The following is a 26524-nucleotide window of genomic DNA, read 5'->3' as shown; positions in this document are numbered from 1 at the left end:
TTTTCTTGCGTTGAAAATTATTTCTTACCATTCACTAGGATTCCACAACTTCCCGTCAAGTTCTCCTTGTTTCAATTCGATGCGGGTTTCTTGCTGCTGCAACAACTGTCCCAGCTCTTGCAAAAATGCTTTTTCATGGTAATCAGTGGTTTCTTGAATGGATTGTTCTATCAGCGGTGTTAGCCAATCATGCCCCATCAAAGCACCTCCAATTCAGCTAAAGCATCTTCTAATTCGTTCAATGTTTCATGGTTTTCCTGCAACAGGGATAGCAAAGGAGCAAGCTGCGGTTTTTTAGAAACCAAATGTGCCAGTTTCTCAGCAAACCATTGTTGCTTTTGGTCAAACGTAAAGGGAGCGGGCATCGATAATAATTGCTGATAGGCAATGACAAAGGCACGCTTTTCTTTTTCCGTTTTATACATCAGTTGGTCAAGGACAACGATGGGTAACACGGTCATTTGGTGTTTTTTTGCCATCAGTACGAGTGGATGCAAAATTTCGTTAAAGGTCGTATTTTCTCGACCGCCTAACTGAAATTCTTTGGCAGCAACACCAGTAGAAACGGCGAAACTGATTTCTTTTCCCACCAAAGCAGGCGCGCAATTTTCCCAAACCGTATCGATCCAAGCTTTCATTTTTGCTGGAACACTGTACCAATATAAGGGGAATTGTAAAACCAAACGGTCACAGTTTTGCAGCAGCGCCTGTTCATCGGCAAGAGAAAAGTCAGAAAAATCATCAAGAAAGTGTATGGTGACATTAGGAAGTTTGGCACTTTCACTGAAAAAACGTTGGGAAAGAGAGTTGTGGAAATCTGGGTGGCTAGCCACCACTAAGGTTTTTATCATGAGATTGATCATCCTTTCCTACTACATGTACCATATTTTACCAGAAAGGGAAACTAGTCTGCTTTGCTTTTCGTAGTGTTGGTCCTCTTTTAGTTTGATTTAAGGTACCTCGTCTATATTCATTGATAAGGAAGTGTCAGTAACGACTTACACGTGAAGGAAATGGGGGAATAGAGGATGGAACCAAACGATCCCTTGATCAAAGGTCTAGCAAATGTAGTAATGTTCGCCGCCAATACAGTGGAATATGTCGAAAATAAACTTGCCAGTTGCCGACAACGAATATCTGGAAAGCAACCCTCAAAAGAAAGTGACTATGGCAATGGGCAAGAGTTTACAGAATTGACTGCGCAAAAATGATAGATAGAGAGAAAATAGAAGAAGTGGCTCACCTTTTACCTGGTGAGTCACTTTTTTACTGTCAAGTTCTTCATCATCAGTTGGTACTTTTCTTGAGGGAAGGTATAATGAGTAAATGAAGCATAGTGGAGAGGAGAAGAATGAAGAAACAGTAGAGAGGAGAAGCAGGTGATGAACCATTTATACAAACGAATCCAATACAAAATCCCTGAGCTAAACCGAGCAGAACGAACCGTCCTTAACTATTGTTTGAGGGCGCCTGAGAAAGTTTCGGAAATGACGGCCGATGAGTTAGCTTCTCAAACCTATACTAGTCAAGCAACGATCAGTCGAATGGCGAAAAAGCTTGGCTTTACGGGTTTTCAAGAATTCAAATTTTCATTGAAAAGTTATCAAAGCCTTGAAAGAAACGAGTCTGCTACCCAAGCCTCTCTTGGCTTATCCCCACTGATCAAGCAAATGATTGACCAGCTGACGACATCCTTATCAATGATTGAAGAAGCTGACTTTCAGCGTGCCGTGGAAATGCTGCAGCAAGCACAACGAATCGAATTTTTCGCTTTAGGGCAAAGTGCGCCGGTCGCATTATCTGCAAGTCGAAAATTGCGCTTTTTAGGTAAAACAGTGGGTGCATCAACGGATTGGGATGAATTGACAACCATCGCGAACCAACTATCAAAAAATGATTTAGCTCTTTTTATTAGTCATAGTGGAGAAACGATCGGGATGCTAAATTATGCTACTCGTTTGAAACAAAGAGGCGTGCCGATTTTAGCCTGTATTGGTCAACCAAAAAGCACGTTAGAAAAGCTTGCCACCTTCTCTTTTCCTGTTGAAATGACAGCGATTTATCATCATGAAGTCGATTTGAGCCCGCGGATCTCCTTAGCGGCGTTACTGGATATTTTAATTATTCAATACGCCAATCAAATCGAAGCAGGACTTGATCCTGAATGACCATTCCATTTTGTGAATGGTCATTCTTCTTTGGGGAACTGTATTGTAAGCCTTCTTGATATCGTTTACATTTTAAGAGATAAAAGTGTTAGGAGGAAATGATATGCAAAAAGGAAAGAAAGCAAGCTGGATGGAAATTTTTCAAGGACTTGGGAAAACATTTATGTTGCCAGTCGCTTTACTCGCATTCATGGGTTTATTTTTAGGGATTGGTAGTTCATTTTCATCGTCTTCAACGATCGACGTTTTCCCATTTTTAGGTGCCCCTTGGCTCCAAGTGGTTTTTCGTTTCATGTCAACGATCGGTGGGTTTGCCTTTAGTTACTTACCCGTCATGTTTGCGATGGCGATTCCTTTAGGTCTAGCAAGAAAAGAGAAGGGAGTTGCGGCATTCTCAGGCTTTGTGGGCTATGTCGTGATGCATTTATCCATCAATTTTTATTTGCAAGAAACGAATCAATTAGCTGCTGCAGATCAACTACGAGAAGCAGGGCAAGAGATCGTTTTTGGCATTCAAACATTATCAATGGGTGTTCTAGGAGGTATTATCGCAGGATTGATCGTTTATAAATTGCATATGCGCTTCTACCATTTTCAATTGCCAGATAGTTTTGCATTCTTTTCAGGAGCACGTTTTGTTCCAATCATCACCTCGCTTACTTTAGCTATGGTCGGGGTGATCATTCCGATGATTTGGCCGTTGTTTGCTATGATCATCACAGGAATCGGACATTTGATCCAACAAGCTGGTCCTTTCGGTCCGTTCTTATTTGGTTCAGGTGAGCGCTTGTTACTGCCATTTGGATTACACCATATTTTGGTTTCCATGATTCGCTTTACCGAAGCCGGGGGAAGTCAGCTGATCGATGGTCAGCAAGTCTTTGGGGCGTTGAATATTTTTTATGCGGAATTACAAAACGGCTTGAGCATTTCACCAAGTGCAACTGCGTTCTTGTCTCAAGGGAAGATGCCAACCTTCATGTTTGGCTTACCGGCAGCAGCATTAGCTATGTACCACACGGCAAAACCTGAGAATCGTTCAAAAATAAAAGGTTTATTGATTTCAGGCGTCATTGCAACTTTTGTGACAGGAATTACTGAACCAATCGAATTTTTATTCTTATTCATCAGCCCTTTATTATGGATTTTTCATGTCATCATGACAGGTGCTGGATTTATGGTAATGAGTCTATTAGGTGTCACGATTGGAAATACCGATGGGGGCGTGCTTGATTTTCTTATCTTTGGCGTGATGCAAGGCGCATATACAAAATGGTGGCTCGTTCTGATTGTAGGAGCTTGCTGGTTTGCCCTTTATTACTTTGTTTTTAAAACAGTAATCCTTCGCAAGAACTTGAAGACACCTGGTAGAGAAGAGAACAGTGATCAAACGAATGAGTTGGAAGAGGAAATGACCTATTCTGGAAAGAGTGGCTATGATGCCCATGGTATTTTGGCAGCATTAGGGGGAGCAAGCAATATTGATTCTTTAGACAATTGCATTACACGGCTACGCCTCGTTCTAAACGATGGTACATTGGTTGATGATGAACGGCTGAAAAAACTAGGTGCGCTTGGGGTCGTTCACTTAGATGATACTAACGTGCAAGTAATCATTGGAACGAAAGTAACAACAGTCAGAAATCAACTTGATGCGATTCTTTAGCAAAATTGTCAAGTAGTAGGAGTGAAGAAAATGTTTTTTGATGAACCAATCAATCGTAAAGGAACCCAGTGTACTCAATGGGATTATGTTGAAGACCGTTTTGGTGAAAAAAACTTGTTGCCATTTACGATTTCCGATACGGATTTCAAGGTGCCAGCTGCAGTTGAAGCGGCACTTATCAAGCGGATGCAGCACCCGGTTTTTGGGTATACACGTTGGAATCATAATGAATTCAAGCAAGCGGTCTGCAAATGGTATTCTGAACGTTTTAACAGCATGATCAAAAGCGATTGGCTGGTCTACAGTCCTTCCGTTATGTATAGCGTTAAACAGCTCGTCACCCTACTCAGTGAACCAGGAGATGGGATCATTATTCAGACGCCAGCATATGATGCGTTTTATAAAATGATCAAAGAGAACAAAAGAAAAATCGTACCTAATGCACTCATCTATGATGCTAAGTCGTATCGCATTGATTTCGAAGAGCTAACAAGATTGATGGCACAGCCTGAAAATAAAGTTCTTCTCCTCTGTAGTCCTCATAACCCAACTGGGAGAGTCTGGCAAAAGGATGAGTTGCAACGAATCATCGAATTGGCGAAAACCCATGATGTATTTATCATCTCTGATGAGATCCATATGGACATTGTAAGAAAAGGACAAAGGCATCAACCGATCATTGATTTGTTGCAAGAAAATGTAGCCCTTGTTACTTCGGGAAGTAAAACATTTAATTTCCCAGGGTTGATTTATTCTTATGGAATCATTCCTGATCCCAAGTTGCGTGAGCGCTTCTTAACTCAGTTAAAAGAAGCCGATGGGTTGAGCTCCACCAGTATTTTTGGCATGACCGCAACGATTGCTGCCTACGATAATGAAAGTAAGTGGGTGGATCAGCTCAATGACTATCTTGATGGTAACATTGCTTATGTGATCGCTTATTTACAGGAACATCACCCAGAACTCATGGTCACGAAAAGCGAAGCCACGTATCTTATGTGGATTGATTGTACAGCACTGGGTTTAACGATGGCGGAATTGCAGCAACGAATGATTCGAAAGGGGAAAGTCGCGATTATGTCAGGGGAGATCTATGGGAAAGAGGGGAGAAATTTTTTGCGCCTAAACATTGGCTGTTCGCGAAAAAAACTCATTGATGGCTTGAAGCGATTCACATTGAGTTTGACATAAAAAAAAACCACTGAGCGATCAGAAAGATCCTGTATTCTTTCTGATCGCCAGTGGTTTTTTAGTCTTTCGTCGTGCGGGGAGCCATTGCAGTAGTAACGGGGATTGGTTCAACGACATGGAAATAACCTTCTTTGTCTTGAATGATCAGCATATCTTGCTGACTCTTGCTCTTGATGATCTCACCTTTAACAATTTCGTTGGTGACAGTCCGATAAATGCTTGTAGTCATGTTCATTCCTCCCAACGGTTTTTACCAATTGATCTTCAATAGGGGGACTAGTACAAATCAATTGCTTGATTTGTACCAGCAAGGAAAAAGAAAACGAATTGGTATCTTTAGTATAGGAGAGCAATGTTTAGATTGCTGCAATTCCATGTAAAGTTTTTGTTAATCCTTTTATTTTCAGCGATTGACTAATCGGCTAAAGAAAAACGCAAGGCCATTTTATTACTGCCAGAATCCACCATTTTTCCTAGTAACGTTGTTGCATTTTTTAAATACAGTTCGGCCATCTCAGCGTTGGCTTCTTCAAGCAGACGAGTAGGCTGCTTGTCAACGGAAGCTTTACGATCAGTTTCTTGTTGGATGCGGCGACAAGCCGCCATCGTTTCCATTTCAAAACGGTTGGCAAGATCACTATAGCGATCGTAGTCGCTGTCTCCAATCAACGCCAAGGTGCGTCCTAACCAATAGCTATTTGATGGATCGTAGGTCTTTGTCGTATCACAATAGCCAAGTGGGGTCTTAGTGATAGCTGCATAAAAGGGCACAACGCCATTGAAGGTATTGGGGCCAAAGGCAAGCCAATGAATGCCAGCGATTGCTGCGGGCACGTGGTTGCGGATCTGTAAAATATGGACTTGCTGGTTGCGATTGAGAGCAATCGATCGGAATTGTGTTTTTTGTGTCTCGCTCCCTGTACCGTAAGGGTCAAATGGCGTATTTTGGAAGTGGGAGCTCAATGCCCATTTTACATCTTCCACGGATAGCTTTTGTTTTGGGTAGCATACAAACGGGAGCTCTTGATCGATCGGTTCAGCGGCTGTTCCGCTAAAGTGTTTTTGAATGTACCATGCCCGCGGGTTATTGTAACGGGTATCTTTTTCTGAGGAGCTGCCAAAAATATGGCGTAGATTAATGCCTTCAAAATCAGGATTTAATTGATAGTCTTCAATCAACTGTTCGAGATCCTGCGAACACAACGTCATTTCTGAGGCGAAGTCGAAGTGATCAATGTTTAGTCGATTGGGTGCCACGACATAGGCATCATCTGGTATGCGAACAGCTGCCCAGTGATGTCCACCGATGGTTTCCATATACCAGATTTCCTCGGCATCAGAAAAAGTGATCCCGTTGGCTTCATAGGTCCCATAGGTTTCTAAGAGTTCCCCTAAGCGCAAAACACCTTCTTTAGCGGAATGGATATAAGGCAGTACGATGCTGACGAAATCAGCTTCCCCGATACCATCTTCCACATATGGATCAATAGCCAAAACGCGTGAATTGGTTGTGATCGTTTCTGTCGCAGTCATGGCGATATTTTCTTCATTGATTCCTGAAGCTGCCCAGACTCCTTGCGATTCATCTGCTTCAGGGGTTGAAGTATAGCGTAATGATTTTGCTGGTAAACTGATTCGACAGTCGCTTAAAACGGCGTAAAATTCATTTCCTTGCTGTTCTGGAGTGATGACGACGAATTTTTGCGGTTCCGAACCGCTTCCAGAATCTTCATTGCGGGCAATCATGGTCGAGCCGTCGATCGATGCTTTTTTTCCTACTAGTAAAGTGGTACAGGACGCTTTTTTTCTATCCATCTTTCCAACACTCCTTCATTTCTTCTTACGAATGATTGAAGCTAGTATACCCATAGTCTCATGGTTTTACAATGCTTTCTATAGAGAGGAGCAAAAAAATTTCGCCTTTTTTATTTATTTTTAGTACAATAAGGTGTTGTAAAAAAAATCAAAGGAGCCATTATTATGAAGAAAACAGTTATTTTTAGTTATATTTTTTTACTAAGTCTGGTTTTTGCCGGCTGTGCCAAACCGTCGATGGATGCGGGAAACTCCTCCAGTGAATCTTCGTCAGTCCAACAAAACGCCGAAGAGCGCACTGCCCAAATCAGCTTCAATAATAAAAGTGAAGAGCAAGACCAGGAAATCGAAAACAAAACGGTCAATTTTAAAGAAGGGGTTTCTTTGATGACTATCATGAAAGAGAACTTTGACTTGGAAGAAAATCAAGGGATGATCACCAGCATCGACGGTTTAGCGCAAGATGAAAAAGCTGGCTATTATTGGACATATACGATCAATGATGAAATGATTACAACTGGGGCAGGTGATACCTTTTTAGGAAACAACGATAAAGTGGTTTTCACCTATGAAAAATTCGAATAAACCACTTGCATTTGCTGGAAAAGAAATTGCTTATTTAGGGCTGCTTGTAGCAGCGGCCGTCGTCGGCAGGTCACTTTTTCAACCCTTACCCAATGTTCAACCAATGACGGTGATCTTTTTATTAGTAACCATCCATTTAGGTCTTAGTCGTGGATTGATCGTTTGTCTGCTCTCGATGCTGATTACCAGTTTTTACATGGGAATGGGAATATGGACGATTGCTCAATTAGTTAGCTATGCAATCATTATTTTGGGGATGTATCTGTTGTCCAAAAGCAAGCTGTTTATGAAACGGTTGCTTTTACAAGTCAGCTACAGTGTATTTGCAGGGTTTGCTTATGGCTTTGTGATATCTTGGATCAGTGTCAAACTTTATGGGTTTCCTAGCTTTTGGGCTTATTATTTTCAAGGATTGAGCTTTGATGCCCTCCACGCAATAGGCAATGGCATTTTTTATCTGTTACTAGCACCGATCTTTCTGCGGCTTTTCCAACACTACTATCCAAAGAACAACAGCGAAGGGCACTAAGCGCTTCGCTTTTTTGTTGAGTTAGCTAGTGTCGGGCAAAACGTCCATGACTAGAGGAAAAGTCTTTGACGATCAAGCGAGGTGAAAGGGGCTATGTGAGGAAACAAGCAGGCATATTGTTGTGCAAAAGCGGTTTCTGCAGGTATCCTTAAGGTATCTAAGGAAGGATGTGGCTTTTGATGAAATGGATCGTGAAAAAAGATGATTTAGAAAGCTACCGTGCGAAGTTCCATGGAAAACTGGCTGGTTATGCCGAGGAAGCCAAAATGATTGCCCTGCCAACACCAAAGTATTTTATCGTGGTGGTTGACGAAGAAAAAATCCACTTGATTCAGTTAGATCTGCAATTTCATGAAAAAGGGATGCAGACAATTATGATCCACGAGATCACAAAATTACAACTAGGCGGTGTGGTAAATAAAAAAGTCCAGATTCAGACACCTTCGACCACTGTCAAACTAATGATCAAACCGTTGGCGATCGGTATCAAAGAGGAGCAAAAAGCCTTGATCGATCGGTTTACCAGAATGTCGCGATAAACATCGGAGGAACACGCGGGAAAAATCAGCTGGATTTTTTCAAAAAAAAAGCAAGGGCAGTTGCCTGCACTTGCTTTTCGTGAGTCCTGTTATTCTGGTGTACCGACGATTTTAATAAACTCATCGATATTCTTGATTTTCATATGCTTGATCACTAACTGTTCCCGCTTGTTCCATTTTCCTTCGACTTCTAATTGGTATTTATTTAAAGGAAGGCGTAAGACATAACTGGCTAAGTAGCGATCCTTAATAATGCAATTCACGATTTTGTGGTCTTCTAAAAGTTGGATACCTGTTAGCATCATTGGCGTTTCTTGAAAAACACGGCTATTGACTAACAATCCAGTGTGGGTTTCGTTCATGGGATCTTCCTTTCTGATAAACCTGGGATAAATCATCTTTCTGTCTGTTATGTTACCTGATTTGCATCAGAAAGGCAATTCCTATAAAAAATCCTCGTTATTATGTGTCACGCAAAAAGAAAGGAGGCAAAAGGAGTGGTTGGGTATAACCGTTTCTCAAAAGAGTTTCAAAAGGCTTCGAAAGAACTCCGTGAAGGGAAGAAGTCCAAAAATGCCAATAAAGGGCTGCGAACACGACAAAAAATCGCTGCTGAAAAAGAACAAAAAGCACAAAATGCTTTTTCGACTGGTTTTTTGATCGGTTCCTTCAGAGAAATATTCCGCAAGAAATAAGCAAGTTCCGCTGCCAAAGCGGGACTTGCTTTTTGTTTAGAATAAATAATTGAAGAAGACACCGTTGAGAAAGGAAAAGCTCAGATAAAATAGAAAAAGTGTCACGATGTCCAGAGGTAAGCCTTTCAGAATTGGCGGAATTGCGGCAATTTGATTTCGTGTATGAACCCCTGACAAAGCACAGGAAAAGAGAAAATACATGCCTACAGCAACAAATAAATTGGTTAAATAATCGGTATAGGGAAATTGGGTCACAGTGGCGATCGTCAGCAAGATGACACTGACTAGGGTCGTCTTTTTTAGATCATTCGTCAAGAAACGTTTTTTTGCTGGAACGATCAGTAAGCATAAACTGGCAGTAATCAAGGCGATGATGGCAGCACTTACCAAATTGGTGACCACTTGATTGCCATAGACAAAGCGATTTTGAAGCAAAAGATAAAAACTTAAACCGCTCAACAAGTATGCGACTGCAATGATCCCTGACAGGAAAACCACCCGTGTCGTCACGTTCGGTTTTTTTTCTTTGACGGTCGGCGCCAAATTTTGACAGGCGTAATTTGTGAGTAGAATGACTAGGAAGACCACTAGTCGATTGGCGATCATCATATGAGAACGCTCCTTTCTTGCGTTTTAGCTCATGATTTTAAGGTTGAACGGGGTCTTTTTTCCTTCCCCTAAAATGCGAAGGCGTAAGAAGCGATCGATGAGTGGAGTAAAACAATTCATGATCAAGATGGCATAGCTCATGCCTTCGTTTGTGAAACCAAAGAAACGGAAGAGGACAACGAGAAGCCCCACGCCTAAGGCAAAAAGATTTTCTCCTGCTTTTGTTCCTGGAGTCGAAGAATAATCAGTCGCCATATAGATCGCACCCAACATGGCACCACCGCTGATGATATGCCCAATCACCGTTTGCCAACTGCCAGTAAAAAGTCCTTCTGGACCAAGGATAAAAGCAAAGAGCCCGATCGTTGCAAAAATAATCAGTGGGATACGAGGGGAGATGATTTTCTTGTAAACGAGAAAAATTCCACCCAGAAGTAAAAGCAAGGCACTGGTTTCACCGATTCGTCCCCCAGTAAATCCTAAAAAAGCATCCAACAGATCAGAACCGCTTAAGGTGTCCCCGGCCTTCATGACAGCTAATGGCGTAGCACCGGAAACGACATCGTTCGCCGTAGCTTGCGAAACCACATCAGGAGCGATGCTGCCAAAAGGTGGATCTGGCCAACTGATCAAAAACATCTGGTTATAAAACAAGCCAATCAACAAGGCGCGACCGCCAAGGGCTGGATTTAAAAAGTTATAGCCGATACCGCCAAAAAATTCTTTGACGATGATCACGGCAAACGCCACCCCGATCACTGGGAAATACCAAGGTGCGGTCGGTGGAAGATTCATCGTTAAAAGCAATGCCGTCACAACGATGCTTAGATCGAAACGAAATGGCCGTTTGATGAGGTAGGACCAAATTCCGTCGGCGGCAAACGCCGTGGCTAGCGCAATGAAAAACAACCCATATACCTTGAGCCCGAAAAGGTAGCCCGAGAATAAAACTGCTGGTAGTAAGGCTAGTACTACACAGCCCATGATTTTGACTGTTTCGTCATTGCTGCGAATATGGGGGCTTGGTGGTGGTTCTTGGTTTTTTCGTTGCTGAAAGAGGCGCTCGCTATCGGAATCCTTGTAGTAATCAGGCACTTTCCTTCGCCTCCTTCTGCAGCTGTGCAACCTTGCCTTTTGCGGCAGTGATGTTGGCAGCTAAGGAACGTTTGGCTGGACAGACAAAGGTGCAAGCACCACAATTGATACACGCTTCTGCCAGCAATTCTTCACATTTTTGATAATCGCCTGCTCGATAGAATTGATCAATCTCCATCGGCATCAGGCGCATCGGACAAGCTTCGACACATTTATTGCAGCGAATGCAGGGGTTTTCGGCATATAGCCAATCGGTTTCTTCATTAAAAACAACGATCCCGTTGCTGCCTTTGGTGACCGGAACCTTTAATGTTTTGACGGATTTCCCCATCATGGGGCCGCCAAGAATCAGCTTGCTGGGCGCACCTTGAAAGCCGCCAGCAAAATCGATCAACTCTCCTGCGAGTGTTCCTAAAGGATTTTTGACGATGCGTGGATGTTGAACATCACCAGTCACGGTTGTATAGCGTTCAATCAGCGGTTTGTCATAACAGACCGCTTCAGCGATGGCAAAGCTGGTGGCAACATTGATCAATACGATCCCAATATCGGCAGTCAAGCCGCCTAAAGGTACCTCCTGATCGGTCAATAACTCTACTAACTGCTTTTCACCACCGGTTGGATAAACAGTTGGGACAGTAACGACTTCTATCGTGTCATCCTCTGCACTTGCGGCTTGCATCGCTGAAATGGCTAGCGGTTTATCATCCTCGATGCCAATGATGATTTTTGGATCAGCTAACAATTTTTGGGCAATTTTTGCCCCTTGGATGATTTTTTGGGCTTCTTTTTGCATTAAGAAGGCATCACTGCGCAAAAAGGGCTCACATTCAGATCCGTTTAAGATCAAGGTATGGATTTTTTTATTTTCATCAATACTGAATTTGACATGGGTGGGAAACGTTGCACCGCCTTTGCCGGCGATACCGCCTTGACGGATTTTTTTGAGGATCGTTTCGTTAGCAGCAGATTGCCAGTTGAATGGGGTAGACAAAAAATCATTATCGAAGGCATAATCGTTTTCAATGATGATGGTTTTTCCTTCTTCATTGTTTTGATTTGGCCAATCGACAATATCGACGATTTTGCCTGAAACAGATGCATGGACTTTCGCAGACACAAAGGCATCTGCTTCAGCGATCACTTGCCCTTGCTTGACGTACTCACCAACGGAAACCGTCGGTTCGACAGGGGCACCAATATGTTGTGCCAAAGGGATAAAGACCATCGTGGGTGAAAAGGTAAGGATTTCATCTTGTTCGATCATTAATTTTTCTTTTAACATTTGTAACGGGGGACTTAGTGAAATTCCACCAGTAAATGTTCTCATAGCCAACACTCCTTTTTTCTCCTAACTTTATTCTAGCATGCCATCCGCATTCTCAAAACCATAAACGCTTACATTTCACAAGAAAAACTTCTTTCGGTTGACATATGATTGTTTGTTCATATATAATCAGGGTATAAACATGATTGATCGTTCATATGTTCGATGGAATAGAGGAGGTTTTGATGATGGCTGAACATACTTGTCAACACGAGCACACAAAAACGAAGGGACATACGCATACCCATGATCATGGGACGTTTCCTCGTAAAGTTTACTTCGCGGGGGTAATCTTCTTTATAGTGGCGCTGTTTATTTCGAATCAATGGGTAAAAGACGGGGTTTATTTTGCTGCAGTTTTATTAGCGGGCTACCACATTTCGTGGGAAGGGATCGAGGATACCGTAAAAAGCACAAGAATCAATCGGCGCTTTACGCCAAATGTACATCTATTGATGTTATTAGCAGCGATAGGGTCAATGATCATAGGCAATTTTAATGAGGCAGCCTTACTGATTTTGATTTTTGCTGGTGCTCACTTTTTAGAAGAATACGCGGAAGGGCAAAGTCGACGTGAAATTACCAATCTTCTCAAATTGAATCCAACGGAAGCACGTTTGATGGGCCCAGATGGGAAAGCCAAAAAAATTGCTGCTTCAGAGATAAAAAAAGGGGATATATTACAAGTTTTGCCTGGTGATCAGTTAGCAACAGATGGGGTGATTCTTTCTGGCACGAGTGCCATCAACGAAGCTTCCATCAATGGCGAGAGTATACCGCGAGAAAAAACAGCGGGAGACGAAGTTTATGGCAGTACCATCAATGGCAATGGAACATTTTTGATGGAAGTCACAAAAGACAGCTCGGAAACGGTCTTTGCCAAAATTCTTTCAGTCGTTGAAGCGGCACAGTCGAATCAGTCACCAACAGAAACACGAATCAAAAAAATCGAACCAATCTATGTAACCATTGTTTTCATTGCAGTCCCTTTGTTCATCTTAACAGCACCGTTTCTACTTGGTTGGGATTGGTATACCAGTTTTTATCGCGGGATCGTGATGATGATTGCAGCGTCTCCTTGTGCGTTAGCGGCAAGTGCGGTACCTGCTAGTTTATCTGCGATTTCAAATCTAGCGAAAAAAGGGATTCTTTTTAAAGGCAGCAACTACTTAACGAATTTTGCTCAGATCAAAGCGGTGGCATTTGACAAAACGGGCACGTTGACCGTCGGAAAACCAACGGTCACGGATGTCATTTTCGCTGAAGCCATCGATCAAGCAGAGGCCGCTTCCATCATCGTTTCGCTGGAAAAACAAGCCAATCATCCATTGGCAGATGCGATCGTTACTTATTTTGAGAAGAACAATAAAGAGCAGCAAAACGAACAGCTGACGGTTACGAATGAGATTGGTTCCGGTTTAGTAGCCGTCTCAGGAACAAAAACCTATCGATTAGGAAAAAGAACCGAAAACTCCCAGTTAACAGGTTCGTTGGAGCAACAGTACCGTCACCTGGAAGCGCAAGGAAAAACGATGGTCATTTTTTCCATCAATGAAGAGGTTGTCGCAATCATCGCTTTGATGGATGAGCCGAACGAACAGGCAGCTTCTGTGATTCGTTATTTAAAAAATGAAGGGATCCATACCGTTATGATCACTGGAGATAGTGCGTCTGCTGGGGAAGCCATCGGAAAGCGGCTAAACGTTGATCAAGTGGCGGCTAATGTGTTACCTGAGAACAAAGCGGAAGCGGTTCGAGCACTCCAAGAAGCCTACGGACAAACCGCCATGGTGGGGGATGGCATCAATGATGCGCCCGCACTTGTTCAGGCAGACATCGGTTTTGCGATGGGGGAAGGGTCAGATGTTGCTATCGAAGTGGGGGACGCCGTGATCATGAAAAATGATCTTTCACGCTTCGCGTATGCCTATCGCTTAGCGAAGAAAATGGATCGAATCATTTGGCAAAATATTTTCTTCTCCATGTTTATCGTCGCATTATTAGTCGGGTTGAATCTATTTGGAAAAATGAATATTGGACTGGGGGTATTTGCCCATGAAGGAAGTACGTTGATTGTATTGTTTAACGGGTTGCGCCTTTTGCGCAAACTGCCAGATGCATAAAAAAAAGCGGCTATCGAAGGATAGCTGCTTTTTTAATGACTGAATTGTGTCGAAGTTGGAAAATCAAAGGCATCGATTTTTTGCAATCGATTTTCGATCCTTCTTAAAATCCCTTCAGAGGAATCCAACGGTTTGATTGCATGATAAGCAGTCAGTAACAGGTCTTTTTCTTTAGCGGGACGGTTTTCGATGCGGTAGATATTTGCTAGTCGTTCCACGTATTCATAATGACTATAGTCTGTTTTGTTGATCAAGAAATGCAAGAGATCTTTTGCTTTTGCGTAGTCTTCTTGAAGATAGAAACTGATTGCTTCACGATACAATTTGATATCAAGTTCTTCGATCTGGTCAGGGGTTGCTTTAAGCGCACGCCACTCATTGATCGAGATTTTTCGTACGACTTTGCCAGTTGCATCGGTCAAAAAAATTACCGGTACATCGTTTGGATGTTTTGCTTCTTGCTTGATTTTCTTCATGTCGCACCTCCCGCGTGTCAATGGACTGACTGTTTGATATCTCCTATTTTAAAAGGAATAGCGGGAAAAGTCTACATGTAGATGTTAGATTCGTAGGAAATTTTAAAACATTCTCATTTATTAGGCTCTTTTTCGTTGAAAATGGTTGACCGCATCGGAGGCACCCATGAAAATCAAGATCCCGCCAAAAATTTGGAAGAATAACAACCAAGTGGCGAAGGGATTCAATACTAGGATGATCCCTGCAGCAATGATCAATAGACTGATGATCAAGCTAGTGATATAAGGTAAACCAATGCGTTTTTGGTTAAAGCTTGCCATCAATCGGGTGCAACCGCTGATGGTGATCATGATTCCTAAGAAAAATGGCACGATGGCAAGTAACCCTTTGGCAAAAACTAAAATCGCAGCTGCCGCAATCAACAGTAAGATACCAGAGACGGATTGCACATTGCGATAGCCCTTTTGTTTTTCTTTGTAGCTCGTATACAAGCTAATGATCCCTAAACATGCAATATACCCGGCAACAAGATAAACGATCGTGTTGAAGACAGATCGTGGTGCAATCAAGATGATGAAGCCAAAGACGATATATACGACGGCACGAAGTAAATCATAGCGTTGTAATTTATCAAAAAATGCATTCATGATAATTCCTCCTTTTTTTCCTATTGTACCGAATTCTTGTTAAAATAGATATCAAAAAACCTACGAAATAGGCTAAGCCTTTTGTATCAGAGGGTTTTTTGGTAAAATAAGGAAAAGAAAACAGAACGGAGAGTATTATGAGTGGGTTAACGCTAGTGATGTGTGCCTTTACGATCGTTTTATACCTTTATTTATTCGTGGTAAGGAAAGACATTCAATTTCTTGCTGTGGAGCGCAAACTAAGCAAGGTCGCCATTACGATTTTTTCAGTAATGATTATCCTATCTATGGTGATGATGGAAGAGGCACTTGATAATCGGGTGCGGGGGATCGTTTCGGGTTTGGTCTTTTTGAGCTTTGTTTTAGATAGCCGCGGCTTAGCACTTGATCGAATCATTGTCCATCCAATGAGTATCAAAGGGGTACTCTACCAAGAGATCGATCGAGTCGTTTTATTTCAAGAAAAGGAAGGGCAGCCCATCAAGATGAACTATTTTCGAAGAGGGATGAGAGGCCCATTGATGAAATTCAAGCAGCCATTAGCAGAATTGGTTGTTTTCTTGTCAGAACACTTGAATGAAGGGACACCGATCGATATTTTAGTCGATCATGATCAAGGAACAAAGGACTAAAAGACCCTCGATTACTGCCAGTTTAAGGCGTAATCAAGGGTCTTTTTTTAGGTCGAAAATTGATTAATGGAACACGCGGAAGCGCTCATCGTCACTTAGAAATTCTTTTTCGTTCGGTTCGCTTTCTTTTGAACCAAAGACTAGTTGCGCCCGCAGTTGCCAATTTTCAGGAATTGACCATTCAGCTGCAACAGCGTCATCGATGACAGGGTTGTAATGCTGTAAGTTGGCACCTAATCCAGCTTCTTCTAAAGCGGTCCAAGCGTTCGCTTGAGCGATCCCATTCGATTGTTCTGCCCAAACGGGAAAGTTCTCTGCATATAGAGCAAATTGCTCTTGCAAATTTTTCACGGTATCCGTGTGAATAAAGAATAGAACGGTTCCGTAACCCGCTTTAAAACCAGCAAGCTTTTGTTTTGTCGCTTCAAACGCTTCGGGTGGTGTCAATGGTTCTAACGCAGCCTCTGTTAATGTCCACAATTTTTCGTGGGCTTCGCCAAATAAAATCACGGCTCTTGGTGATTGTGCGTTAAACGCAGTTGGACTATTTTTCACTGCTTCTTTCACAATGTCTTCGATTTCAGTGTCGGAAAGAGCCACATTTTTACCTAGCCCATAGATTGAGCGGCGCTGTTTGATCGTATCAAGAAATTTTGTCATCGTATTCCCACCTTTTCTATTGTCATAGAGTGAAGTATACATTCTTACTTAATGTTAGTAAAAGAAAATGCTTGGGACGTCAAAAAGTCAGGCAAACGCACCTGACTTTTTCTTATTGGGCATCGATAGCAATGAATTTAACGGTCACGTATTCTTCAGGACCATATTTGCCGTTTTCACGACCAAAACCGGAATGCTTGACGCCACCGAAGGGAGCCGCCGGATTTGAGATCGCAATGTCATTGACCCCAACCATCCCATATTGGAGGTTTTGGGCTACATCCGAGATCGTTTGCAAATTCGTTGAAAAGAAGTAGGAAGCTAGTCCAAATTCCGTATCATTTGCCGCAGCGATGACTGCTTGTCGATCCGTAAATGAGATCAATGGGATCACGGGTCCAAAGGTTTCTTCATAGTAGATAGCCATCTCAGAAGTAATCCCATCGATGACCGTTGGTGCGAAGAAGTTGCCTTTTTCGTATTCACCTTCAGTAAGCTTCTTACCACCGAGTAAAACTTTAGCTCCTTTATTTACTGCATCTTCCAACTGCTCGATGACTTTTTCAACGCCTGCTTGGTTGATCAAAGGACCAACAGTAGGGTTTTCCAGACCATTGCCGACCGTTACGGATTCCATTTTCGCTAGTAATGTTTTGGTAAAGGCGTCTTTGACGGACTCTTCGACAAAAATTCGATTGGGGGATGTACAGACCTGACCGTTGTTACGGAATTTTGCTGCAATTAATTTTTCAGCAGCTAAATCTAAATCAGCATCAGCAAAAACTAGAAACGGGGCATGACCACCTAACTCCAATGAAACTTTTTTCAGAGTTGGTGCAGCTTGTTCGTATAATTTCATCCCAACTTTCGTGGAGCCAGTAAAGGTGATTTTTTTGACTTGTTCATTTTCGGTCAATTCTTTCCCAATTTCAGAAGAATCTCCTAAGACGATATTGACGACCCCGTCAGGAAGGCCCGCTTGTTGAAAAAGTTCACCTAAAGCCAATGCTGATAGGGGTGTTTCTTTAGATGGTTTCATAACAAGGGTACAGCCAACGGCCATAGCAGGCGCAATTTTTCTTGCAATCATGTTAGAAGGAAAGTTCCAAGGCGTGATCGCGCCAACAACCCCGATCGCTTCTTTGCGTACCAGCCAATGATTGTGTTCAGGGGCTGGAATCACTTCGCCATAGACCCGTTGCGCTTCAGCTGCATTCCAACGGAAATTGTCAACGTTGGATTGGATTTCTGCCTCCGCTTCTTTTAATGGTTTTCCTTGTTCCATACTCATGATTTTTGCTAAACGATCGCTTTCTTCTTCCATCAAATCAGCAATGACGTTCATCAAATCGGTACGTTCTCGAGGGGAGCGTTTTGACCATTCGGGAAAAGCAATCGCTGCGGCATCGATTGCTTGCTTGGTTTCCTCGATCCCTCCTTGACTGACTTTTACGAGTTCTTCATTAGTGGCAGGATTGGTAACCGAAACCGACTCTTTTGTTCCTTCAAGCCATTTTCCGTTAATCAATAACTTTGTTGGTACTTGTGGTAACTGTTGGTTCATCTTGGCACTTCCTTTCAATAATGGGTTCTTATTAAACCCTAGCACGGATCAGAAAGGATGACAATTCATATGCAAGTCTCTTGATTCTCCAAATTTTTGTAAAGAACCAAAGGGGAAATGTCCTGCTCCTATCATTTTATGGTAGAATAGAAAAATAAGAATGTTTGTTCGATTCTTGGGAAATATAGTAAAATATTCAAGGAGTGAGGGACGCGTGCAACAAGTAAAAGAGCTTTTAAAAACAGTAGGATTTGTCGTGATCTTCACTTTATTCCTCTTGTTATTAAGACAGTATGTCTTTACTCCTGTGATCGTAAAAGGAGATTCGATGGACCCCACATTACATGATGGTGAGCGGGTAATTGCTTTGAAAAATACCGAGATCGAACGTTTCGATATCATAACGTTTGAAGCACCGGATGAAGCAGGCAAAAACTATATCAAACGCGTGATCGGTTTGCCTGGCGACCAGGTTTCCTATCAAAACGATACCCTTTATATCAATGGACAAGCATATGATGAACCCTACTTGGATGAATTCAAAGCAGCTGTCACAGATGGCTTTCCATTGACCAGTGATTTTGATATGGGGTTATTTGGTGTTGAAGTCATTCCTGAAGGTCAAATTTTAGTGTTAGGGGATAACCGCCGAATTTCCAAAGATAGTCGTCAATTAGGTCTGATCGATGAAGCAACGATTTTGGGTGATGTAAAATTTGTATTCTGGCCAATTGCCGATTTTGGTATGCTAGGCAAAGAGTGAAATTCTGCGACCGTTTTTTTGTTTTTAAGGAGATTCTTTTAAAAACAAAGACGCATTTGAAAAAACGTGCCGCTGATTTTTAGTGTTTTTTTTAAAAGACGATGGAGAGAAGGAGTCCTTTCATGAGTTTACGATTTATCCTTGGCGATGGCCGTTGTCGTCATGATCAAGCAGTGATAGAAAATGCAAAAAGCTGGTTAGAAAAAGACCATCAAGAAGTATTTTTTTTGGTGCCTAACTACAACAAATTTGAACGAGAACGCGAGATCCTTCAATTACTGAGAGAGGATCGCGTAGAAGATTTTGCTTCTATTCGCGCGCAAGTGTACAGTTTTCACCGTTTGGCTTGGTTTTATCTGCAACAAACCGGCTTGCTTTCTCAAAATGCCATCACTGAAAATGGTGCCTCCATGATCATGCGTAAGCTGCTTTTGGAACTAGAAGAAGAACTCGTCTTATACCGTGGTGAGATCAATAAAGCGGGTTTTATCCAACAATTGTTGGCGTTCTATCAAGAAATGCATACAAGTCGATTGGGGATCGAAGATTTATTGGCAGGTGGTGCTGCACCAAGCGCAACACAAGACGAGGAGAAAAAATACAGTGAATTAGCGAAAATATTTCAACGATTTGAACAAGAACTTCTGGAGCGTGCATTACAAGTCGAACAACCGATCACCTTGTTGACACGCTTTCTTGAAGGTTCCTTGCTGGATGATTCTCCAGTGGAGCAAGCAATGCCTAACGCAGTGTCAATGAACAAAGCGCCAGATCTTTCCCATGCCTTATTTATTATCAGTGGGTTTTCCGCTTTTTCAACACAGGAACAGCAGCTGATTCAAGTGTTGATGAAAAAAAGTCATGTCATTATTGATCTTTTTCTGGATCGTGGGTATCCACAAGAGCTGCCTTCACCGTTGAATTTGTTTTATGAAGCAGGGCGAACCTATTATCAATTGATTAGTTTTGCCCGAGAAAATCAAGTGCCGATTTATTTGGATCAGAAACTTTCGGTCAACCAAGAGGTGGACGAGGAAGCCAAGGGATCGATGCAACAGGCGTATAATGAAATTGAAACATTTTGGCGGCATACCCAGTCACAAGTCAGCTATCAGCAACAGTCCTCTGTGAAGGACTTTCTGGCAGTTTGGAAAGTTGGGAATCCAGAAGAAGAGATCCGTCAGATTGCAGCGTCGATCCGTGGGATGATGAGCGATAACAAACGGTATCCAGCATTACGTTACCGGGAGATCCAATTATTGATCGCCGAACCAGAAATCTATCATCAATATATCCCTAAAATTTTTACTGAGTTTGAGATTCCTTTTTATATCGATGAAGAGCAGATGATGGCGCAACACCCATTGGTTGAGTTTTTGAATGCTTTTTTTGCTTGTCAATCCTATGGCTTTCGCTTAAATGATATTTTGCGGCTGCTTAGAACGGAACTTTACTTACCGGCAGCCTATCGCTCCGAAGCAGATTGGCTCGTCGGCCGTGACCAGTTTCGTAAGTTGGTGGATATTACCGAGAACAAAGCGTTGGCTCATGATTTCCAAGGAGCGAGTTGGACGAGAAACGAAGATTGGGAACTGATCGAGTATTTACAATCGGAAGAAGAGCAGACGGATAAAGTGGATTTGACAGCGTATACCAACCAGTTGCGCAGGGCCTTTAAGCAAGATGTTGCTGATACTCTTGACTGGCTGACGGCCGCTAGAACGAACCGCGATGCGGTCGAACTGCTGTATCGCTTTTTACTGAATGCCGGCGTTGAAGAACAACTGCGGCATTGGCGAGATCAAGCGATCCAGCAAGGGAAGTTGGATCAAGCCCGTAATCATGAACAAGCATGGCAAGCCTTGATGGATTTGCTGGATGAATATGCTGCGATCTATGGGGAAGAGTCCTTTGATTTTGTACTCTTTGAGGATGTCTTATTGACTGGCTTAGAAAATGTCACATTCGGGAAGATCCCAACAGCGATCGACCAAGTCAACATCAATCGCCTTGATCTGGCACGTCCAAAGCAAGCAAAGATCACATTTGCACCGGGATTGAATGAAACGGCGTTGCCAAGAAAAATAGAGAACAAAACGTTGTTGACGAATGAAGAACGTCAGCATTTCAATCAGTTGTTCAATGGTGAAAAATACCTTAGAGATACAGTGGTGGAAGGCAGTGTCAAAGAGCCATTTGCTTTTTACTCTGTCTTGCTTTCAGCAACGGAACACTTATCACTGTCCTATGCCGTTAATTTTGATACCCAGCAAAACATCAAAATGTCGCCTTATTTAGATCGCGTGGTCAAACGTTTGGATGTCCCACTGCAAGAGCGAGGGATATTGACGCTAGTCAGCGATCCAAGAAACTATGTCGGCAGTTACCGTGGCCTGATCTATCAAATCAATAACCTCAGTCAGCAAGCGCAAAAAAACAAAGCGAATTTGCCTAGGGTTTGGGAGCAGCTGAAACAAGCACTGCTGCGTTCGGAATGGACAGATTTAGCTGCCCAAGTATTTGAAAGCCAAACTCATCAAAATATTCCGATTCCTTTGTCTCAAGCACAAGCTGCGGCGCTATATGGCCCGTCGATCTACAGCTCCATTTCTCAGATGGAGACGTTCTATCAGTGTGAATACAAGTATTTCGTCAGCTACGGATTACGGTTAAAAGAACGGGAAGTTTATGGCTTAAATCCAGCAATGACCGGTGAGTTTTTCCATGATGCGTTGGACCGCTTTGTCAAAGTCCTGATTGCTGAAAATATTTCCTTGACCCAGTTAACTACTGACCAACGCGTGCAATTTGTGGAAGTCGTTTTGCAGGAAATTTTTGGCGAAAGCCGTTATCGCTTACTGACGAGCTCTGCTCGGATGAATTTTATTCGATATCAATTAGGCAAGACGATTCAGCGAGTAGCGTGGGCATTAGCGAAACAAGGACAAAAAATGCATTTTAGTCCTGAAAAGACGGAGGTGCTATTCGGACAGATCGCTGGCTCAAATGGGATCAATGGGATCGAATTACCATTAAGTTCTGGCGGGAAACTGCATGTGCGGGGGAAGATCGATCGTGTCGATACGGCAAAAACGGAAGAAGAACAATGGCTTTCTGTTGTTGACTATAAATCTAGCAGCCGAGATTTTGACCTTTCTGAAGCATACTACGGACTTGCGATGCAGTTGATCACCTATCTCGATGTCGCATTGACGGATGCTGTCCAACTGGTTGGTTCGCCAAATGTGCGACCAGCGGGGGCATATTATCTGCATGTGCATAATCCGCTTTTGGACGGACAAGAAGCCAGTGAAGAAGAACGTTTAAAACGTTTCAAGTATGACGGGTTGTTTATTGACGAACCGGCTGTTTTCCCATTGCTAGATGAGGATGTTGAAGCCAGCAAAAATTCACCGATATTTCCTGTTCGAAAAGACAAAAACGGCAATTATCAAAAAACAACGCAGGCGAAAAACAAGTTTTATAAAGAAGAAGAGCTTGAACTGTTAAGAAAACACAATCGTAAAAACATGCAGCAAAGCGGTGAGAAGCTGTTGAGCGGTGAAATCGCCTTAAACCCGTCTTATAAAATAAAAGACAAAAAACGGGCGTGTGAATTTTGTCCGTTTCGCAGCATCTGTGACTTTGATGTATTGTTGAAAGAAAATGAGTACCACCGTTTAGAAAACTTATCTAAAGATGAGATTATCCATCGCTTAAGGGAGGAAGAAGATGAGTAAGATCCCTTTAAAACCGCAAAATGAAACCTTTACGGATACCCAATGGCAAGCCATTTTTGATAAAGGGGATAATATCCTCGTTTCCGCTTCAGCGGGTTCAGGCAAAACCACCGTTTTGGTTCGGCGAGTGATCGAAAAGCTAAAAGCAGGAACGACGATCGATTCTTTACTGATCGTAACCTTTACCGAAGCAGCTGCTCGAGAAATGAAAGAACGGATTCAAGTGGCATTGCAACAGGCCATCAATCAAGAAAGTGACGAGCAAAAGCGCCAGCACTTCGTTCGTCAGCTGCAGCTGTTGCCGACAGCTAACATTTCTACCTTGCATGCGTTTTGTTTAACTGTGATTCGGCGTTTTTATTATTTGATCGATTTAGATCCCAATTTCCGCATGATGACCGATGAAACCGAAATTTTATTGATGAAAGAAGAAATATGGACACAGCTGAGAGATCAACAATATGAAGCCAATGATGAAGCCTTCTTTCGTTTGACGGAAAATTTTTCAAGTGATCGTTCTGATGAAGGCGTCGGGGATCTGATCCTGTCTCTCTATGACTTTGCCCGAGCCAATCCAGATCCAGTCAACTGGCTAGCTCATCTAAGTGATCACTATATCGGCAAAGAAACCTTTGCTGAAAATATCCTGTATCAATCGCAAATAAAACCGACTTTGCAAGAAAATTTGAAGACAGCGGCGCATTTGCTGCAGGCGGCGCAAGACTATGCCCGTTCTGATGAAGCGATGGAAAAAGCGGCACAGTTGATCGATACCGAATTGGGCATGGTGGAAACCTTAAAGGCTCTGCTGGATGCAGACGATGTCGGTGGCTTCTATGAGCAGATCCAAACATTGCGTTTTGGTCGTTACCCAGCTTTTCGCAAACCAGAACAAAAGGAATTGTCCCAAGAAATCAAGCCCTTACGCGATGATGTGAAAAAATTGGTCGAGCAATTGAAAGCCACCTTCCCGTATCCACCAGCTGAAATGATGGAGTTGCTTCATCGATCAGCACCTGTCGTTGAAAAAATGGCAGCGATGACCGAAGCATTTATGAAAGCATTTCAAGAAAGAAAGCTTTCAAAAGGCCGTTTAGACTTTAATGATTTGGAACATTTCACCTTGCAGATTTTACAAGGAGATGGCAGTGGAAGTGAGGCGTCGACCTATTATCGTGATCGCTTTGAAGAAGTTTTAGTCGATGAATACCAAGACGTCAATCGGCTGCAAGAGGCAATTTTATATTGGGTGAGACAAGTCGAGCATAATCCTGGCAACATGTTTATGGTGGGGGATGTGAAGCAGTCGATCTATTCGTTTCGACTAGCAGATCCGACGCTATTTATCGAAAAATACTTGGCATTTGAAACAGAGAATGGTGGGCGGAGAATCGTCTTAGCAGAAAATTTCCGTTCTCGTTCCGATGTATTGGATTTTACGAATCTAGTTTTTCAACAACTGATGGATGAAAGGGTTGGACAAATCCCTTACGATGAGGCGGCAGCCTTGATTACCGGTTTTCCTGATTTTCCAGAAAGCGAGGCCTTCGCCACAGAGCTCTTGTTATATGAAAAAGAGCATGAATCCGAAGAACAATTGATTGATGACAAAACAGAAGGTGAAATGCAGATCACTGCCTTGAAGATTCAGGAGCTGATTGAATCAAAATTCATGATCTATGATAAAAAAGCCAAAACAAATCGACCAATCACTTACAACGATATCGTCTTGTTGACCCCCACACGTAAAAACAATCTTGTCATTTTGGATGTCTTTAAGCAGTTTGGGATTCCGATGGCGGTCAATGATGCTCAAAACTATTTTCAGGCAACGGAGATCCAAACCGTCGTTTCTTTGCTGCAGATCATTGATAACCCGTACCAAGATATCCCACTTGTAGCCGTTTTGCGTTCGCCAATCGTCGGCCTAACAGAAGATCAATTGGCTGAGATCCGTTTGGCGAATCGTTCCAGCGACTACTACGATGCAGTATTGGATTACCATGGGCAACAAGAAGCGTCACCCTTGTGGCAAACGGTGGATGGGTTTTTAACAAAACTGGAACAATGGCGAGAGGAGGCACGACGATTACCAATCCCGACCTTACTTTGGCAAATCTATGAAGATACTGCCTATTTGGATTATGTCGTGGGACTGCCTGCAGGTCAGCAGCGTTATGCCAATTTAGCGGCATTGGTCCACAGAGCGGAGAAATACGAAAAGAGCAGTTTCCGTGGGTTGTACCAATTCATTCGCTTCATCGAAAAGATGCAAGAAAAAAACAAGGACTTGGCAGAGCCATTAGCTACACCAGTAGAAGATGCGGTTCGTGTGATGACCGTCCATGCAAGTAAAGGTTTGGAATTTCCTGTAGTCTTCTTATTGGATACAACAAAATTCTTTAATTACCAAGATTTTCAAAAACGCTATATCTTTGAAGAACAGCTGGGGGCTGGGATCCAATATGTGGAACCCGCAGAAAACCTTAAATTTGAAACACTGCCGTTTCAAGCCATCAAGCAAGTTCGTTTGAAAAAAGCCTTGTCAGAAGAGATGCGAAAATTATATGTAGCATTGACACGAGCAGAGCAGAAGCTTTTCTTAGTAGGCTCCTATAAAAATCAAGCGGATGCCTTCAAGACATGGCAATCTGGCTTGACACAATCCGAGATGGTTCTTGATCCAGCGTTGCGCTTAGTGGCACGGGGGAGCTTGATGGATTGGGTCGGACGGACCCTGATGCGCCATCCAGATATGGAAGCAGTATTCTCCGAAGCGTCAGAGCGCAAGCGGACGATCGATCATCCGGCTCATTTTCGTCTGTCATGGTGGAATCAAGAAACGATCACGCAAGAAGTCCAAGAGATCCTTGCGCCAGTCGAGGAGCCTAAACGATTGATTGAGCCAGATAGCAATATCGATGATCTTTTGAAACGCCTAGCCTATCGCTATCCTTATCAAAAAGCGACCCAAACGACTAGTTATCAATCTGTTTCAGAATTGAAAAGACTCTATAACGATCCTGATGATCAACAGACCACTTTGTTGGAATGGCGGTCGGTTTCCGAGAAGACGAATCCTCAGCAATATCGCTACGTACAAGATGAATTGGCGAAACCCAAATTTCTGCAAGAAACGAAGCCTCTCGCCAGCAGTATCGGAACCGCAACACATACGGTTTTGCAAATGATCCCCTTAGGAATGAAGCCAACACAAGATACTTTGGCGCTCCTGATTGCTGAACTCGTGAAAAAGCAATTTTTTTCTGAAGAAATCGCCAAAAAAATTGACCGATCGAGTATTTTATGGTTTTATCAAACTGAACTAGGTGAACTGCTGAACCAACCCTCTGATGTGGTGAAGCGGGAGCAGCCGTTTTCGATGCTAAAAGAGGCCGATACGATCTTTGAAGGGTTTGACGAACCAGATGCGCCGCTTTTGATCCATGGTATTATTGACGGCTATATTGAATTGGCGGATGAAATCATTTTGTATGACTTTAAAACAGATGATGTGTTCGGCAGTCAGGCTAAGATTGAACAGAAAATGCGCGAACGATATTATGGTCAATTAAAACTCTATTGCCAAGCATTGGAGAAAGCATTGAACAAACCAGTGAAACAGACCTATTTAGTGCTGTTAAAACCTAAGATGATCGTGGCATTCTAGCTGATCGATCCTAGTTTCTTACATTTCGT

The 26524-nt window shown here is 42.7% G+C and carries 25 protein-coding genes; 13 read left to right on the top strand and 12 right to left on the bottom strand.

The features are described from left to right. Positions 1 to 24: 24 nt before the first annotated feature. Positions 25 to 198, bottom strand: a complete 174-nt coding sequence (locus IGI76_RS08845) for a hypothetical protein (RefSeq protein ID WP_005226215.1) — start codon at positions 196 to 198, stop codon at positions 25 to 27. Then, on the bottom strand, positions 198 to 863 hold the full coding sequence (locus IGI76_RS08840) for an NAD(P)H-dependent oxidoreductase (RefSeq protein ID WP_016609240.1): 666 nt from the start codon (positions 861 to 863) through the stop codon (positions 198 to 200). Before IGI76_RS08840 ends, IGI76_RS08845 begins: the two co-directional genes overlap by 1 nt. A gap of 165 nt (positions 864 to 1028) precedes the next feature. Between IGI76_RS08840 and IGI76_RS08835 the strand changes: the two genes are divergently transcribed. The 4 genes from IGI76_RS08835 to IGI76_RS08820 all read left to right on the top strand — a co-directional run bounded on the left by IGI76_RS08835 (position 1029) and on the right by IGI76_RS08820 (position 5025). Beyond that, positions 1029 to 1211, top strand: coding sequence for a hypothetical protein (locus IGI76_RS08835; RefSeq protein WP_194192736.1), 183 nt, complete (start codon positions 1029 to 1031; stop codon positions 1209 to 1211). Positions 1212 to 1382: 171 nt separating this feature from the next. Next, a complete protein-coding gene (locus tag IGI76_RS08830; RefSeq protein ID WP_333719194.1) occupies positions 1383 to 2168 on the top strand; it encodes a MurR/RpiR family transcriptional regulator in 786 nt (261 codons plus the stop codon). 103 nt (positions 2169 to 2271) lie between these two features. Next, positions 2272 to 3834 (top strand): maltose/glucose-specific PTS transporter subunit IIBC, encoded by a 1563-nt coding sequence (gene malX, locus IGI76_RS08825; RefSeq protein ID WP_060791978.1) that lies wholly within the window; start codon positions 2272 to 2274, stop codon positions 3832 to 3834. A 30-nt stretch (positions 3835 to 3864) separates the two neighbouring features. Continuing rightward, on the top strand, positions 3865 to 5025 hold the full coding sequence (locus IGI76_RS08820) for a MalY/PatB family protein (protein ID WP_430599417.1): 1161 nt from the start codon (positions 3865 to 3867) through the stop codon (positions 5023 to 5025). Positions 5026 to 5083: 58 nt separating this feature from the next. Here IGI76_RS08820 and IGI76_RS08815 read toward each other — a convergent pair whose 3' ends face one another. Next, complete coding sequence (locus IGI76_RS08815) at positions 5084 to 5254, bottom strand: aldo/keto reductase (RefSeq protein ID WP_074536738.1); 171 nt, start codon at positions 5252 to 5254, stop codon at positions 5084 to 5086. A 185-nt stretch (positions 5255 to 5439) separates the two neighbouring features. Beyond that, entirely contained in the window at positions 5440 to 6840 is a 1401-nt protein-coding gene (locus IGI76_RS08810; RefSeq protein WP_333719192.1) for a C69 family dipeptidase, read from the bottom strand. A 165-nt stretch (positions 6841 to 7005) separates the two neighbouring features. Here IGI76_RS08810 and IGI76_RS08805 point away from each other — a divergent pair, with 165 nt between their 5' ends. From IGI76_RS08805 to IGI76_RS08795, 3 genes are all read left to right on the top strand, one after another. Next, the gene (locus tag IGI76_RS08805) at positions 7006 to 7425 is read left to right on the top strand and encodes a DUF4430 domain-containing protein (protein WP_438781393.1); all 420 of its coding nucleotides are present in this window, start codon (positions 7006 to 7008) and stop codon (positions 7423 to 7425) included. Continuing rightward, positions 7409 to 7954: an ECF transporter S component gene (locus IGI76_RS08800; RefSeq protein WP_333719190.1), complete on the top strand. Its 546-nt coding sequence runs from the start codon at positions 7409 to 7411 to the stop codon at positions 7952 to 7954. The genes IGI76_RS08805 and IGI76_RS08800 overlap by 17 nt, the downstream gene beginning before the upstream one ends. Before the next feature lie 167 nt (positions 7955 to 8121). Next, positions 8122 to 8493, top strand: coding sequence for a hypothetical protein (locus IGI76_RS08795; RefSeq protein ID WP_005226207.1), 372 nt, complete (start codon positions 8122 to 8124; stop codon positions 8491 to 8493). An 89-nt stretch (positions 8494 to 8582) separates the two neighbouring features. Here IGI76_RS08795 and IGI76_RS08790 read toward each other — a convergent pair whose 3' ends face one another. After that, a complete protein-coding gene (locus IGI76_RS08790) occupies positions 8583 to 8855 on the bottom strand; it encodes a hypothetical protein (RefSeq protein ID WP_005226206.1) in 273 nt (90 codons plus the stop codon). Positions 8856 to 8990: 135 nt separating this feature from the next. Here IGI76_RS08790 and IGI76_RS08785 point away from each other — a divergent pair, with 135 nt between their 5' ends. After that, positions 8991 to 9188, top strand: a complete 198-nt coding sequence (locus IGI76_RS08785; RefSeq protein WP_015509783.1) for a hypothetical protein — start codon at positions 8991 to 8993, stop codon at positions 9186 to 9188. A gap of 36 nt (positions 9189 to 9224) precedes the next feature. On the opposite strand, the gene IGI76_RS08780 is transcribed toward IGI76_RS08785, so the two are convergent. From IGI76_RS08780 to rsxC, 3 genes are read right to left on the bottom strand one after another with little or no spacing between them, the layout of a single operon-like run. Continuing rightward, positions 9225 to 9797 carry a hypothetical protein gene (locus IGI76_RS08780; protein WP_015509782.1) on the bottom strand — a complete coding sequence of 191 codons (573 nt, stop codon included), beginning with the start codon at positions 9795 to 9797 and terminating at the stop codon, positions 9225 to 9227. A 24-nt stretch (positions 9798 to 9821) separates the two neighbouring features. Continuing rightward, on the bottom strand, positions 9822 to 10892 hold the full coding sequence (locus tag IGI76_RS08775; protein WP_438781390.1) for an RnfABCDGE type electron transport complex subunit D: 1071 nt from the start codon (positions 10890 to 10892) through the stop codon (positions 9822 to 9824). Beyond that, a complete protein-coding gene (rsxC, locus tag IGI76_RS08770; protein ID WP_034857394.1) occupies positions 10885 to 12222 on the bottom strand; it encodes an electron transport complex subunit RsxC in 1338 nt (445 codons plus the stop codon). Before rsxC ends, IGI76_RS08775 begins: the two co-directional genes overlap by 8 nt. 185 nt (positions 12223 to 12407) lie before the next feature. Between rsxC and IGI76_RS08765 the strand changes: the two genes are divergently transcribed. After that, entirely contained in the window at positions 12408 to 14342 is a 1935-nt protein-coding gene (locus tag IGI76_RS08765; protein ID WP_081116319.1) for a heavy metal translocating P-type ATPase, read from the top strand. Between the two features lie 32 nt (positions 14343 to 14374). Here IGI76_RS08765 and IGI76_RS08760 read toward each other — a convergent pair whose 3' ends face one another. Together IGI76_RS08760 and IGI76_RS08755 are read right to left on the bottom strand one after the other, a co-directional pair. Next, the gene (locus IGI76_RS08760) at positions 14375 to 14818 is read right to left on the bottom strand and encodes a hypothetical protein (RefSeq protein ID WP_005226200.1); all 444 of its coding nucleotides are present in this window, start codon (positions 14816 to 14818) and stop codon (positions 14375 to 14377) included. A 120-nt stretch (positions 14819 to 14938) separates the two neighbouring features. Beyond that, positions 14939 to 15466, bottom strand: a complete 528-nt coding sequence (locus IGI76_RS08755) for an HdeD family acid-resistance protein (protein ID WP_005226199.1) — start codon at positions 15464 to 15466, stop codon at positions 14939 to 14941. Between the two features lie 137 nt (positions 15467 to 15603). Between IGI76_RS08755 and IGI76_RS08750 the strand changes: the two genes are divergently transcribed. Further along, the gene (locus tag IGI76_RS08750; RefSeq protein WP_005226198.1) at positions 15604 to 16098 is read left to right on the top strand and encodes a hypothetical protein; all 495 of its coding nucleotides are present in this window, start codon (positions 15604 to 15606) and stop codon (positions 16096 to 16098) included. A gap of 63 nt (positions 16099 to 16161) precedes the next feature. On the opposite strand, the gene IGI76_RS08745 is transcribed toward IGI76_RS08750, so the two are convergent. Together IGI76_RS08745 and IGI76_RS08740 are read right to left on the bottom strand one after the other, a co-directional pair. Next, complete coding sequence (locus tag IGI76_RS08745) at positions 16162 to 16758, bottom strand: nitroreductase family protein (protein WP_074536743.1); 597 nt, start codon at positions 16756 to 16758, stop codon at positions 16162 to 16164. Positions 16759 to 16870: 112 nt separating this feature from the next. Continuing rightward, positions 16871 to 18322, bottom strand: a complete 1452-nt coding sequence (locus tag IGI76_RS08740; protein ID WP_333719189.1) for an NAD-dependent succinate-semialdehyde dehydrogenase — start codon at positions 18320 to 18322, stop codon at positions 16871 to 16873. 214 nt (positions 18323 to 18536) lie between these two features. Here IGI76_RS08740 and lepB point away from each other — a divergent pair, with 214 nt between their 5' ends. The 3 genes from lepB to addA all read left to right on the top strand — a co-directional run bounded on the left by lepB (position 18537) and on the right by addA (position 26495). Continuing rightward, positions 18537 to 19085: a signal peptidase I gene (gene lepB, locus IGI76_RS08735; protein WP_005226195.1), complete on the top strand. Its 549-nt coding sequence runs from the start codon at positions 18537 to 18539 to the stop codon at positions 19083 to 19085. Positions 19086 to 19207: 122 nt separating this feature from the next. Beyond that, positions 19208 to 22825, top strand: coding sequence for a PD-(D/E)XK nuclease family protein (locus tag IGI76_RS08730; RefSeq protein ID WP_115232360.1), 3618 nt, complete (start codon positions 19208 to 19210; stop codon positions 22823 to 22825). Then, positions 22818 to 26495 carry a helicase-exonuclease AddAB subunit AddA gene (gene addA / locus IGI76_RS08725; protein WP_438781387.1) on the top strand — a complete coding sequence of 1226 codons (3678 nt, stop codon included), beginning with the start codon at positions 22818 to 22820 and terminating at the stop codon, positions 26493 to 26495. Before IGI76_RS08730 ends, addA begins: the two co-directional genes overlap by 8 nt. Positions 26496 to 26524 lie beyond the last annotated feature (29 nt).

The sequence above is a fragment of the Enterococcus sp. DIV2449a genome (assembly GCF_051711225.1).
Taxonomy (GTDB): Bacteria; Bacillota; Bacilli; order Lactobacillales; family Enterococcaceae; genus Enterococcus_D; species Enterococcus_D casseliflavus.
Note: the sequence above shows the minus strand (reverse complement) of the source record. Positions and strands in the feature narration are given on the sequence as shown.